Here is an 11,603-nt window from a genome sequence, read left to right on the forward strand (position 1 = left end):
ATCAGCCATGATAACGAGAAACTTAACACATGTTGTAGTTAAAGACTGATTCATGAGTACCGCGTCATCTGTCCGTGTCGGAATTATCGGACTCGGAAACATCGGCCACCACCACGCCGACCGTCTCGTCGATCTCGGAGCAGAACTCGTCGGCGGCCTCGATATCCAAGCAGAGGCACGTCATCGGTTCACCGAGAAGTACGACGTGAACACCTACGAAGACAAGAACGAACTCTTCGACGAGGTTGACGCCGTCATCATCACGACGCCAAACCGATTCCACGAAGAGTACGCCGTCGCCGCGCTCGACGCGGGTCTCGACGTGCTTCTCGAAAAGCCACTCGCCCACTCGCTCGAATCCGCACAGAACATCGCCAAGGCCGCAGAGAACGCCGACGGCTTCTGTATGGTCGGCTTCAACAACCGGTTTGCGAACCCGGTCGAAGTGTTCAAACACCACTACGAGGCGGGCCGCTTCGGCGACATCAACCACATCGAAGCCAACTACGTCCGACGCCGCGGCATCCCCGGCCGCGGGTCGTGGTTCACCTCGAAGGAAATCGCCGGCGGCGGGGCGCTCATCGACATCGGTGTCCACGCGATCGACCTCGCACTCTACTTCCTCGATTTCCCCGACGTGGTCGAAGTCTCGGGCGTGACGCGCTCGCAGTTCGGCGACAAAGAGGACTACACGTTCGTCGAGATGTGGGGCGACGACATCGGGCCGGAGGGTTTCAACGTGGACGACTCCGCGACAGCGTTTATCCGCTGCGCGAACGGGACGACCATCTCGCTCGAAGTCGCGTGGGCGACGAACCGCCCGACCAACGACGAGTTCTTCCTCCGCGGTACCAAGGGCGGTGCCCGATTCGACCGCGCCAGCCACGAACTCAACTTCTACGAGGGTGACGTCGGCGGCAGCAACCATCTCACGACCGCGGACATCGACACGCAGGTCAACGACACGCACAAGACCGAACAGAAACTCTTCGTCGAAGCCGTCGCCGCTGGCGAAGCCCCCGGCCGCAACACGGTCGAAGAGGCCATCTCCGTCCAGCAGGTCATCGACGCCATCTACCGCTCGTCCGAAGAGGGCCGCGCGGTGAAAGTCAACTCGGTCGAAACGCCGGCCGTGAAGTAGTTCCAATACTGAACTAACCCCAACAGGGAAAGGCTCCCACCCCTATTGTCTCGTAACATGTCTCTCGTCGATTCTCTCAAACGACCCGAGTACACCGGCCAGAATCGGTGTCTCCCGTGTACCGTCGTCAACAGTGTCATCGTCCTCGTCGTCGCGCTCGCACTCGGCATCTTCTCGCCGTTCGTGGGTCTCGTCGTCCTCGTCGGCGGCGCGCTCGCGGTGTATCTCCGCGGATACGTCGTCCCTGGCACGCCGGAGTTCGCGCCGCAACTCGTCGCGGCCGTCGGTCTCAGCCACGTCTTCGGCCACGACGACGAAGGTGAACTCCGCGAATCAGAGTCGCTGACGGCCGACGTGAACCCCGAAGTGATGCTCTCGACGCTCCTCGATGCGGGCGTCCTGTACGAGGAAGAAGACGGCCTGTATCTGGCCGACCACGTCCGCGAGGACTGGGAAGAGACGATGGCCACGCTCCGGAAGGCGGACGACGAAGAACTCGCGGACACCGTCTCGACGGCCGTGCCGTTCGACGCGGAGGTCTCACCGCAGTTCGACGGCATCGGCATCGACGGTCCCGACATGTCCGTCTGGATGTCGCGCGCGCAGGCAATCGCCGACGTGGCGACTATCTTCGCGCTCTCCGAACAGGGCGTCCCCGCGAGCATCCGTCTCGCGGCAACCGAACCGATGCGGATGTTCGTCGAAGTCTGTCCCGACTGCGGCGGCCCCGTCGAGGAGACGACGGTCAGAAACTGCTGTGGTGGCACCGCGGGTCTCTACGACAGCCCCGAACACGCAGTGCTCGCGTGCTCCGAGTGTGACGCCGTGGTCTACGAACTGGACGAATAGAAACGCGGGTGCCGATTAGGCGAACTGGTCGCGGTCCGGCACTTCGTCGCGGCCGAGCAGGATTTCTTGGCCTTCGACGTCTTCGAGCGCGGCGACTAACCCACCGACTTGGACGACGCCTTCGTCGGTTTCGATGTGGAGCGACGCGACTTCTTCGGTGTCTTCGAACGCCGTCTCGATGACGCGTCCCTCGACGACGATCGGTTCGCCACTCTCTATGTCGCGGCCGGAGACCGAGGCGTAGAAGTCGCCGTCGATTTCGCGGATGTCCTTGACGGCGCGACGGATAGACGCGTAGCGACGCGGGAACGGACGGCGCTTGCCGTTGGCGACGATGGTCTCGGCGGTGGACCAGAGCACCGTCCCGAAAAAGCCGCTCACGAGGAATCCGAGCGCGGAGCGGTTGAAGATGACGCCGTAGCGGTCGCGGTCGTCGCGCAGGGCGTCCTGCGTGGCGTACATCGAGTACTCACCGTCGGCGACGGCCAAGACGGGCGAGGTGATACCGCGGCGGGCGCGGGCGATAGTCGCCACGTCGAGGTAGTTGAACTCCGACGGGTCGGGAGCGCGAGAGGCGGGCGTGACAAGCAGGTCGATGCTCACGCCGTCGTCGATTTGTGCGGCGAGGTCGTCGCGGAAGCGCCGCAGCAGGTCGGGCGTCAGCGAGAGGACGAGTTCGTACTCCGCGGACTCGATAATCTCCTCGATGTATCGAAGGATGGTCGAGCGCGACTTGACAAGCGACACTGCCTCGGTGTCGCGGGCGGGCGCGGTATAACGCGCTTCGAGTTCGGAGATGAGTTCGTCGAGCGACGTCTTGACGTTCGAGAAGGCGTCGTCGGGGTCGATAGCGACGATTTTCATCGGCCGCGACTCTCGGAGTTCCACCAGCCCGCGGTCCGAGAGGCTCCGAACCGTGTCGTAGACGCGGGGTTGGGGGATGCTCGTTCGGTCGGCGATTTCGCTCGCCGTCAACTGTCCGTGTTCGAGTACAGCCAGATACGCATCGATTTCGTACTCTCCGAGGTTGAAGCGCTCACCGACACGCTCCATAGTCAGCCGGAGTTCGTCAGCCATGTTCGTGACGAATACCCCCTCACCTAAGTCATTTACTGAAAACCGAGTAGCACCCCATTCCGTAATGTCGTGGTATTGTATCGTTGAGTGTCACCCGAACAGGAGTTGCAGCACCTCCGCACAGTGTGGGAATCGAGTATCGGAGTGGCAACCCTTTTTTCAGCGCTCACCGTTGCGAGTGGTATGCGTCGAGACGATGACGTGGCCCACTCGCTCGCTCACGCGGACTATTCCGCAGGTGGGGCGGCGGCCAGTCCGTTCTTCCTCCAATCCGAGATTGCGGGGGTTACGCTCCCCGAGTGGGTCTCCAGCCCGGGCGTTGACCTCCTTCTCGCAGTGTTCGTCATGCTCGCCAGCGTCGTCGTCTCGAAGTACGCCGTTCGGTTGCTCGGCCGACCGGTCGCACGCCGGTTCCGGCGACAGAGCGTCGCTCAGACCGTCCTCCGGTTCGTCAGACTGACCATCGTCATGGCGGGCGCGGCGGTCGCGGCGAACATCCTCCACCTCGAAGTCGGGCAAATCGTCCTCTCGGTGACGGTGTTCTCCGCGGTGCTCGGTATCATCCTCGCACCCATCGTCGGAAGTATCATCAACGGCGTGTTCGTCCTCGCCGACCAGCCGTACGAAATCGGCGACATGATAGAACTCGACAACGGCCGCAAGGGGTTCGTCGAGGAGATTACGCTTCGCTACACGAAGATGTTCACCCTCGACAACACCTTCCTCGTGATGCCGAACGCGAGCATCCGCGAGCGCGACGTCATCAACTACTCGGCCGAAGACGAGCGCACGCGCCTGACGCTCGACGTGCTCGTCACCTACGAATCGGACATCCAAGCGGCCCGCGACCTCATCGAGCGGGCGGCCCGCGACAGCGACCAGGTCATCGAAGGCGGCCCGGACATCCGCATCGGGAGCGCGCGATACCCCGCTAAACCGACCGCGTACATCGACAACTTCGCCGACAACGGCATCCTCATTCGCCTGCGCTTCTGGGGCGAAAAGCCGTACAAAATCGGCACCATCAGGTCGAACGTCCAGACGCGACTGTTGGAACTGCTCGAAACGAGCGATGCGAACGTCGAGTTCGCCTACCCGCACACGCACGTCATGTTCGACGAGACGAGCGGCGAACTCCACGTCGGCGAGACGAACGGCGAGACGTCGTCACCCGTCGCGCCGCCGCCGGGGCTTTCGAACACGAGGGATTCGGGGACGACGCAGAGAACAGAAGGCCGCGGCACAGCGACGGGCGACGGAGAATCGAAGGACGGCGCGGGCGACGCGGACGACCCGAAGACAGAGTAGCGTTACTCGGGTCGGACCGTAATCACGGTGCAGTCGAGTTTTTCGCGGAGGTACGAGTCGATATCGGGGTCGTCGAGGAACCGACGGAGCATGCGCCGCCAGCGACTCGCCTGTTTCGAGCCGATGACGACGATATCCGCCTGTTCGGCGGCGACTTCTTCGAGAATCGTCTCCTCGACGAGGAACCCACGGTGGACGACGTAGCGCGCTCTGACAAGCGGTCCGAACTCTCGTTCGACCGCTCGCTTGAGTTCCGTCCGGGTCACACTGTGGTTCGACTGATAGAGGTCAACGTGGAGGATCGTCAACTCCGCATCGCGCTCTCTGGCGATACGGACCGCCTCTTCCAGTGTCGCCCGCGAATGTTTCGTCAGCGGGTACCGAACTGGAACCACGATACGTGTCATAGTTGATGGTGACTCGTTGGGCGTGCCTCAACTTTTCCCTCTCGGACGACTTCGCCGCGGTGGGTACTAATCGGTAGCCTGCACCGCTGGTCGGCGCACGATTCGCCCCTCGATATCGGCGTCGAAGCCCACCTCGCGGGCGTAGCGCGCCAGTGCCTCGTGTTGGATTTCGAACTCCCCCGCGCGGTGCTGTTGGGTGAGCGACGGGAACTCCTGTGCGCTGTGGAGGAGGTAGTCGCTCGTCGCAATCGTGTACAGTGCGTCGGGGTCGATTGGGTTGCCGCCGACTGCTGCTTCGATGACCTCGTTCGACTCGTCGTCCCAGACGACGCGCACGCCGCTGAGGTGGGCGTGCCACCAGTCGGGTTCGCCGAAGCCCATCTGCTCGCCCCGCGCGGTGCCGAGAATCGTCAGCAACTCCTCGCCAGTCACCTCGGCGAGGACGATGTGCTCTTCGAACGGGACGAGACTCACGAGGTCGGCGTGGGTGATATCGGGACCGACCGGCGGGCCAGAGCGAATTCCGCCGCTGTTCTGAAGTCCGATATCCGCACCCGTCGCCCACCGGTAAGCGTCGGCGATGGCGTTGCCGACGCGGCACTCACCGGCGGCGACAGTCGCTTCGGAGCGGTCCATGGGTTCGCCGATAGTACAGAGCACGTCGTCCAGTCCGGCGCTATCGACGCGCCCCAGGAGCGATTCGACGAGCGACTCGTCGGGGTCGTAGTCGGCCGTCTCGTGACGCGTGGGGACGATATCGAAGTCTCCGTCGCCGTCGGCGCTCAGTGAGACTTCCCACACCACGTGGCCGTTCGCGCCGGGGCGGAGAATCGGAACGCCATCGACACGCTCGTTGCGCTCGGCGTGGACGTGCCCGCCCAGAACGAGGTCAACGTCGCACCGTTCGGCGAGTTCGTCGTCACCGCTGCCGAGGTGTGAGATGGCGACGACGAACTCCGCACCCGCGTCGCGGGCGTCAGCAATCGCCTCGCTCGCCGCCTCGTAGGGGTCGGTGAACGTCAGCTCGACGGCTTCGGGATTTATCGAGCCGGTCGCCGGGTCGGTGACGCCGACGAAGCCGACGGTGAACTCGTCGCGTTCCTCGATTGCCCACGGAATCGCGCCCTCTTCGCCGGCGAAGGGGTTCCCGCGCTCGTCGTAGACGTTCGCCGAGACCCACGTCGGGCGACTCGCGGCGACGAGTTCCCGGGTTCGAACCGGGCCGTAGTCGAACTCGTGGTTGCCGAAGGTATCGTAGTCCGCGCCGACCGCCTCGTAGAAGTCGAGCACTTGCCCGCCGCGTTCGACCAACGAGAGGACGCCGGGGGCGCTGTTGTCGCCCGCGCCGACGACGAGCGCATCGTCGCCGTCGAGGGAAGTGACGCATCCGGCGAGGCGACCTGCACGCGCCGGGTCGTCGAAGACGTTCTCGATATCGGCGTAGTGGAGGAGACGGAGCATTCGCTTCTCGAATGTGCCGTGTGCCGTGAGTAAGAATGCGTCGGGACGTCGCCGCGAGGGCGACACGCGCGGTTATTCCTCTGCTTCGAGTTCGAACGCGACTTCGACTTCTGCTTGGTACTCGCGCGTCTTGACCGAGGCGAGTTCGACGCCGAGTTCTTTCACCTCGACCCAGTGGACGCCCGCTAACGTCTCTTGGGCGCGGTTAATCGCGTCGTCCACTGCGGCGTCGAAACTCTCGCTACTCCGACCGATGAGTGTGATTTTTTTGTACACCATCTCGTCACACCATTCGTCGTACTATCACAAATAATAGTCCCTGAGTTGAGAGGTCTGGTGGTGTGGTGTGATGTGATGTGATGTGATGTGATGTGCGCGGTCGCTTCGCCTAGCGTGAGTTTCGCGCTCGCCCGTCGAATCTGGTCCTGAGTGCGCCGACGACGTCCGAGAGGTGGGCTGTGCCCCACGCCGCGACGACGACGCCGCCGATAGCGTCGAACACGAGGTCCAACATGGTGTCGTCGAGACCGTACTGCGTCAACACCGACCCGGTGCCGGTGAGCGCGGCGATACCGCTGATGGCGAACTCGATGACCTCCCAGAAGACGCCGAAGGCGAGGACGAACAACAGGATGAAGACGAACATGAACCGCGGCGGGAAGTAGACGGCTTCCGTGTGTTCGTCGAACGCGCGGGCGGTGGCGTAGCCCGCGGCCGCGACGACGGAAGACGAGAGCGCGTGGGTGAGGTGGTCCCACCACCAGACGCTGGCGTAGAAACTCGTCTCCGACCCCGGCAGGCCGACGGTTCCGACCGCGTGGAGGAACGCTGCCGTAGAAATCCAGAGCGTCAGTCCGGCGTCCATCGGAATGCGGTAGTCGCGTTCGAGGAATGCGGGCAGATACGTCACGCCGAGTCCGACTGAAGCGTTGACGACGATACCGAGGTTTCGTCGGTCGAGACCGATGAAGATGAGACCCAGGAGAATCACCTGCATCGCCCGCGAGAGTTGTCGCTGGCGGTGCTGGTCGATGTGGAGTACGTCGCGGACCCTCACCGCGTCTCACCCGTTTCGACGACTTCGTCCGGAAGACGGATTTGCGAATCCGCGTAGCGGCGGAAGTAGTACTCGAACAGCAACCCTGCCATCAACCCCGAAATCGTCGCGGCGACGAAGTCCCACATGAGCGCCGTCTCGACGACTTCCTCGGGACGACCGTTGAGCAACAGACTCGTTCCGAGATAGATATCCGAGAACCACTGCACGACGGCCCAGACGCCCGCGGCGGCCATCGTTGCGATGACGACGAAGAAGACGGCGAAGGACTCGTTCATCCGAACCGGGGTGAACACGTCGAGTTCGACGGCGACGATGAGCGCGACGGCGGCGACGGCGAGATACGTCGAGAGTCGGCCGGTGAAGGTCACCCCGCCGATGGTCTGGCCGCTCACGAGGACGCGCGCGACCAGCGGGAACGACGCGAGCGCGACGACTTCCCACGGGAGCATCGCGCGTGGTTCGCGGTACGAGACGGCTGGAACGAGTGCGAGCGCCGCGACGACCGCGGCGAATCCGCCCCAGACGAGGTCACCGCCGGTCAAGACGGTCCAGACGGCGACCCCGCCGAGAAACACGATAAACAGCCAAGAGAGCGCCGCATTGAGTCTGCGGCTTCTTACGAGACGGCGGAGACCCGCCTGAACATCGCCAGACATGCCTCTCCGTATGTAAGCAACTGGGAAAACGTTTCGGCGTCGTCGCCGACTTACGCGTGCGTTCCTTGGACGACGTTATAGTCGGACCCGTCGTCCGACACTCCGATAATGGCCCACTCGTACGGGAGGTCGATCCCCGAGAGTCGTTCCCGAAGTGCCTGCATCTGGTCGTCCCACGTGACGAAGCACCGGAGCTGGTGACCTGCGTTGTTTCCCCCATCCGCAAGTACCGGTCGGCACTCTGTCGCGTCACTGGACCGAAGTGCAGTTATCTGTACGGTCCGCCATTTGCGCTCGGCCACCATCTCAGCGCCGTTACCCGAAACGACGTATCCGAGTTGGCCGAATATCGACCGAGCCTCCTGAACCGGAGGCATCGAAGCCTGGGCCATGCGAGTCGATGTAACACGGCTGTCAGCATAAATATTGCCACGGTATACCATACCATTCGATTACGTGGCTCGAAGATTCCAGCTACTCGTGCGCAGCGTCCCACTCTTCGGGCTTGCGGACGTTGCCGCACCCGTTGCACTCGATGCGGCCCATCGTGTCCATCGCCGTGTCGAACGACCCGCAGTTGCTACACTTGTAGCCCCAGCGGTTCTCGGCGTCTTCGCTCGCATAGACGATGTAGAACGGTCCTTTCGACCCGATTCGGGGTTCGTCGGTTGCGACGAAGACGGTCTTCCCACTCGAAACGGTCGCAGTCGTGAGTTCTGGCATACCCCTTGGTTCGACAGCGGGGGGCTTAAGAAATATGTCCCTACGTCCGGAAGGATTCGCCGCACCCGCATTGGCTCGTCGCCTTCGGGTTTTCGACGTGGAAGCCAGCGCCTTGCAGGCCGCCTTCGTAGTCGAGTGTCGAACCACCGATGTAGTTCATACTCGCGGGGTCCACGAAGACGCGCAGGCCGTGCATCTCGACGACGGCGTCGTCCTCTTCCGGTTCGTTGTCGAAGCGCATCCCGTAGGACAACCCTGCACAGCCGCCTTGCTGGACGAACAGTCGAAGGCCGGCGATGTCCGTGTCCATCGACTCACTTTCGAGGAGGGAGACCGCTTGGTCGGCGGCCTCGGGCGTAACCGTGACCGGCGATGAGCCGGTCGCTGGCTCAGTACTCATGACCCATCCTAATCTGTGCGAAGGGTTAACTGTGGCGCTGGTCCGAAGAAAATGCCGCTACTTCGTGTCGCTTACTCGTCGAATCGCTCGCGGACGCTCTGTGCGTGGGCGTCCAACCCCTCCGCCTCAGCGAGCGTCGTAATCGTCGGTTCGAGCGCAGAGAGGGCGTCCTCGTCCAGTCGCTGGACCGTCGTAGGGCGGAGGAAGTGGTCCACCGAGAGACCGCCCTGTCGCTTCGCGCCGCCGTCGGTCGGGAGGACGTGGTTCGTCCCCGACGCGTAGTCTCCGGCGGCGACGGGCGTGTACGGCCCGAGGAAGACGCTGCCCGCCGAGTCGATGCGGTCGAGCAGCGCCTCGTCGTCTTCTGCTTGGATGGACAGGTGCTCTGCGGCGTACTCCTCGGCGAAGAGGACGGCTTCGGACATCGAGCGCGCGAGCAGGACGCCCGAGGCGTCGTTTTCGAGCGCCGATTCGATGGTCTCGGTGCGCTCGCGTTCGCCCGCCTGCCGTTCGACTTCGGCGACGATGGCGTCCGCGAGGTCGGCGTCGTCGGTGACGGCGACGACGGAACTGTTCGGGTCGTGTTCGGCCTGTGCCACGAGGTCGGCGGCGACGAATCGCGCGTCGGCGGTGTCGTCGGCGACGACGAGAACCTCCGAGGGACCGGCGAGGAAGTCGATGTCCACGTCGCCGCGGACTTCGGCCTTCGCGGCGGTGACCCACTTGTTGCCCGGGCCGACGACCTTCTGGACGGCGTTGACCGTCTCGGTGCCGTAGGCGAGCGCGGAGATGGCCTGCGCGCCGCCGACCGAGTAGATGGCGTCGGCGCCCGCGACGTGGAGCGCGGCGAGCGTGACGGGGTTCATCTCGTCGGCTGGCGGCGTTGCGACGGCGACGTGCTCGACGCCGGCGACCTTCGCTGGGACGACGGCCATGAGGGCGCTCGATGGGTAGGCCGCGGTCCCGCCGGGGACGTAGGCACCGACGCGGTCGAGGGGCCGGTAGCGGCGGCCTAACTCGCGCCTTCCGGGAGAGCCTTCTCCCGACGTAACGTTCGCCCCGCTCGCGTCACCACCGAAATCGTCGCGCCAGTCTTCGGGCACCTGTCGCTCGTGGAACTCGCGGATGTTGGCGGCGGCCGTCTCGATGGCCTCGCGCATCTCGTCGTCGATGTCGTCGTAGGCGCGTTCGGCGGCGTCGGTCACGTCGATGTTGCCGACTTCGACGCCGTCGAACTCCCGAGAGTACTCCCGAATCGCCACGTCACCCTCGCGTCGGACGCGCTCGACGATGTCGCGCACGTCGGACCGAATCTCGGAGATGCCGGCGTCTCGCTCGAAGAAGGCGCGGCGAGCGTCGGGACCGAGGTCGGCCAGTTCCCGGACTTCAATGTTCATACCCGGCATTCGAAGTGGGCGCGAAAAGTCGTTGCGGATGCGGCCGTCCCACGCGAGCGAGAGCGCGTTCGATACGTTCGTCCCGAGACGCTCGAAACCGGGGAGAGTGTCGAACTCGTTCGTCTCGAATCGCCGACCGGAACTCGACGCGGTTCAGGTGACGTCTCGACGCTCTTTGTACGTCAGCGTCTGGTCGTCCGTCTCGATGGTCGTCTGGACCGTAATCCAGCCACCGGCCTGTTGGACGGCGAACGCCTCCGAGTAGCTGAGTTCGACTCGTTTCGTCGTCGAGTAGGACTCGCCGGCCGACAGCGAGCCGACGTCTTCGCTCCCTCGCCAGACGACGTCGTCCGGGTCGGTGCTGTTGCCGACGAAGATTCGGCTGTAGACGGTGACGCCAGTCGCCTTCTCGTCCTGCCGGTTCGTGACCGAACTCGTCACGTCGCGGCAGGTCTGGCCGCACTCTTCGATTTGCTTGATACTGAAGCGATACGGTGGGGTAGACTCCGAGTTCGTCCCGCCGTCCGTGCTTCCGTCGCTGCTACTGTTGGTCCCGGCGTCACCGCCAGTACTGCTCCCGCCCGAACCGCCGCTCGCTGCGGCGGTCTGTGTGGGGAAGTCGTCGGCTGACTGGCCGTCGGCGCTCGCCCCGGTGGCGAACGGGCCGACGCCCGCGACGAAACTCGCCCCGACGCCAGCGACGACGAGGACGAACACCGCGGCCGAAACGAGAAATACGCGTCTCATGATTCGGAAGATGCCTGTTTGGGTATGTGGTGTTTGTGGCCGATTTGCTTACCTATCTGCCGACGTGGGAGGCGACTGAGACGAACCCGTCACGTCGTTCACGGCGTCACCGAGCGACCCGTCGAGCGCGCCGTCGAGGAAGTCGCTCACCGCGTCGTGAATCGACGACACGAACTCCGGGACCGGGTCGGGTAACTCGCTCGGCGGTCCCTGCTTGGCTGCGTCGTCGCTGTTCGAGTCTTGTGCGTTCGCGCCGGGCGTGGCGGCGGCGACACCTGCAGTCGCAACGAGGACGGCGAGTGCGACGCCGACGATTGTGTGTAGCTTCATCGTGATTCGCTCCGGTCACACCTCACGACGCCACCCACATGAATGGG

The 11,603-nt window shown here is 64.0% G+C and carries 15 protein-coding genes; 3 read left to right on the forward strand and 12 right to left on the reverse strand.

What is annotated here, in order from left to right; translation table 11 throughout:
* Window positions 1-52 precede the first annotated feature (52 nt).
* Window positions 53-1,141 carry a Gfo/Idh/MocA family protein gene (locus ACFQJC_RS01230; RefSeq protein ID WP_390221427.1) on the forward strand — a complete coding sequence of 363 codons (1,089 nt, stop codon included), beginning with the start codon at window positions 53-55 and terminating at the stop codon, window positions 1,139-1,141.
* A 57-nt stretch (window positions 1,142-1,198) separates the two neighbouring features.
* The gene (locus tag ACFQJC_RS01235) at window positions 1,199-1,990 is read left to right on the forward strand and encodes a DUF8054 domain-containing protein (protein ID WP_390221428.1); all 792 of its coding nucleotides are present in this window, start codon (window positions 1,199-1,201) and stop codon (window positions 1,988-1,990) included.
* Between the two features lie 15 nt (window positions 1,991-2,005).
* On the opposite strand, the gene trmB is transcribed toward ACFQJC_RS01235, so the two are convergent.
* Window positions 2,006-3,067 carry an HTH-type sugar sensing transcriptional regulator TrmB gene (trmB, locus tag ACFQJC_RS01240; RefSeq protein WP_390221429.1) on the reverse strand — a complete coding sequence of 354 codons (1,062 nt, stop codon included), beginning with the start codon at window positions 3,065-3,067 and terminating at the stop codon, window positions 2,006-2,008.
* Between the two features lie 183 nt (window positions 3,068-3,250).
* Here trmB and ACFQJC_RS01245 point away from each other — a divergent pair, with 183 nt between their 5' ends.
* Window positions 3,251-4,375 carry a mechanosensitive ion channel family protein gene (locus ACFQJC_RS01245; protein WP_390221430.1) on the forward strand — a complete coding sequence of 375 codons (1,125 nt, stop codon included), beginning with the start codon at window positions 3,251-3,253 and terminating at the stop codon, window positions 4,373-4,375.
* 2 nt (window positions 4,376-4,377) lie between these two features.
* Here ACFQJC_RS01245 and ACFQJC_RS01250 read toward each other — a convergent pair whose 3' ends face one another.
* The 11 genes from ACFQJC_RS01250 to ACFQJC_RS01300 form a co-directional block, all read right to left on the reverse strand.
* Window positions 4,378-4,782: a universal stress protein gene (locus tag ACFQJC_RS01250; RefSeq protein WP_390221431.1), complete on the reverse strand. Its 405-nt coding sequence runs from the start codon at window positions 4,780-4,782 to the stop codon at window positions 4,378-4,380.
* A gap of 66 nt (window positions 4,783-4,848) precedes the next feature.
* Window positions 4,849-6,243 carry a bifunctional metallophosphatase/5'-nucleotidase gene (locus ACFQJC_RS01255; RefSeq protein WP_390221432.1) on the reverse strand — a complete coding sequence of 465 codons (1,395 nt, stop codon included), beginning with the start codon at window positions 6,241-6,243 and terminating at the stop codon, window positions 4,849-4,851.
* 72 nt (window positions 6,244-6,315) lie between these two features.
* A complete protein-coding gene (locus tag ACFQJC_RS01260) occupies window positions 6,316-6,522 on the reverse strand; it encodes a dodecin (RefSeq protein WP_390221433.1) in 207 nt (68 codons plus the stop codon).
* A gap of 109 nt (window positions 6,523-6,631) precedes the next feature.
* Window positions 6,632-7,300, reverse strand: coding sequence for a DUF2238 domain-containing protein (locus ACFQJC_RS01265; RefSeq protein WP_390221434.1), 669 nt, complete (start codon window positions 7,298-7,300; stop codon window positions 6,632-6,634).
* The gene (locus ACFQJC_RS01270) at window positions 7,297-7,959 is read right to left on the reverse strand and encodes a hypothetical protein (RefSeq protein WP_390221435.1); all 663 of its coding nucleotides are present in this window, start codon (window positions 7,957-7,959) and stop codon (window positions 7,297-7,299) included. The genes ACFQJC_RS01265 and ACFQJC_RS01270 overlap by 4 nt, the downstream gene beginning before the upstream one ends.
* Window positions 7,960-8,009: 50 nt before the next feature.
* Window positions 8,010-8,351, reverse strand: a complete 342-nt coding sequence (locus ACFQJC_RS01275) for a DUF7116 family protein (RefSeq protein WP_390221436.1) — start codon at window positions 8,349-8,351, stop codon at window positions 8,010-8,012.
* 82 nt (window positions 8,352-8,433) lie between these two features.
* Entirely contained in the window at window positions 8,434-8,682 is a 249-nt protein-coding gene (locus tag ACFQJC_RS01280; protein ID WP_390221437.1) for a DUF5816 domain-containing protein, read from the reverse strand.
* 40 nt (window positions 8,683-8,722) lie between these two features.
* Entirely contained in the window at window positions 8,723-9,082 is a 360-nt protein-coding gene (locus ACFQJC_RS01285) for a HesB/IscA family protein (protein ID WP_390221438.1), read from the reverse strand.
* A gap of 71 nt (window positions 9,083-9,153) precedes the next feature.
* The gene (gene hisD, locus ACFQJC_RS01290; RefSeq protein ID WP_390221439.1) at window positions 9,154-10,479 is read right to left on the reverse strand and encodes a histidinol dehydrogenase; all 1,326 of its coding nucleotides are present in this window, start codon (window positions 10,477-10,479) and stop codon (window positions 9,154-9,156) included.
* A gap of 153 nt (window positions 10,480-10,632) precedes the next feature.
* Window positions 10,633-11,226 carry a hypothetical protein gene (locus ACFQJC_RS01295; RefSeq protein WP_390221440.1) on the reverse strand — a complete coding sequence of 198 codons (594 nt, stop codon included), beginning with the start codon at window positions 11,224-11,226 and terminating at the stop codon, window positions 10,633-10,635.
* A gap of 48 nt (window positions 11,227-11,274) precedes the next feature.
* On the reverse strand, window positions 11,275-11,556 hold the full coding sequence (locus ACFQJC_RS01300) for a hypothetical protein (RefSeq protein WP_390221441.1): 282 nt from the start codon (window positions 11,554-11,556) through the stop codon (window positions 11,275-11,277).
* Between the last annotated feature and the right edge of the window lie 47 nt (window positions 11,557-11,603).

This window comes from Haloferax namakaokahaiae, from assembly GCF_042663225.1.
Classification (GTDB): domain Archaea; phylum Halobacteriota; class Halobacteria; order Halobacteriales; family Haloferacaceae; genus Haloferax; species Haloferax namakaokahaiae.

Bases quoted from the DNA above. Each gene is read 5' to 3' on its own strand.
- hisD (WP_390221439.1), bottom strand. From the start codon at position 10,479: ATGAACATTGAAGTCCGGGAACTGGCCGACCTCGGTCCCGACGCTCGC.
- ACFQJC_RS01255 (WP_390221432.1), bottom strand. From the start codon at position 6,243: ATGCTCCGTCTCCTCCACTACGCCGATATCGAGAACGTCTTCGACGAC.
- ACFQJC_RS01270 (WP_390221435.1), bottom strand. From the start codon at position 7,959: ATGTCTGGCGATGTTCAGGCGGGTCTCCGCCGTCTCGTAAGAAGCCGC.
- ACFQJC_RS01250 (WP_390221431.1), bottom strand. From the start codon at position 4,782: ATGACACGTATCGTGGTTCCAGTTCGGTACCCGCTGACGAAACATTCG.
- ACFQJC_RS01300 (WP_390221441.1), bottom strand. From the start codon at position 11,556: ATGAAGCTACACACAATCGTCGGCGTCGCACTCGCCGTCCTCGTTGCG.
- ACFQJC_RS01260 (WP_390221433.1), bottom strand. From the start codon at position 6,522: ATGGTGTACAAAAAAATCACACTCATCGGTCGGAGTAGCGAGAGTTTC.
- ACFQJC_RS01295 (WP_390221440.1), bottom strand. From the start codon at position 11,226: ATGAGACGCGTATTTCTCGTTTCGGCCGCGGTGTTCGTCCTCGTCGTC.
- ACFQJC_RS01230 (WP_390221427.1), top strand. From the start codon at position 53: ATGAGTACCGCGTCATCTGTCCGTGTCGGAATTATCGGACTCGGAAAC.
- ACFQJC_RS01245 (WP_390221430.1), top strand. From the start codon at position 3,251: ATGCGTCGAGACGATGACGTGGCCCACTCGCTCGCTCACGCGGACTAT.
- ACFQJC_RS01280 (WP_390221437.1), bottom strand. From the start codon at position 8,682: ATGCCAGAACTCACGACTGCGACCGTTTCGAGTGGGAAGACCGTCTTC.
- trmB (WP_390221429.1), bottom strand. From the start codon at position 3,067: ATGGCTGACGAACTCCGGCTGACTATGGAGCGTGTCGGTGAGCGCTTC.
- ACFQJC_RS01275 (WP_390221436.1), bottom strand. From the start codon at position 8,351: ATGGCCCAGGCTTCGATGCCTCCGGTTCAGGAGGCTCGGTCGATATTC.
- ACFQJC_RS01285 (WP_390221438.1), bottom strand. From the start codon at position 9,082: ATGAGTACTGAGCCAGCGACCGGCTCATCGCCGGTCACGGTTACGCCC.
- ACFQJC_RS01235 (WP_390221428.1), top strand. From the start codon at position 1,199: ATGTCTCTCGTCGATTCTCTCAAACGACCCGAGTACACCGGCCAGAAT.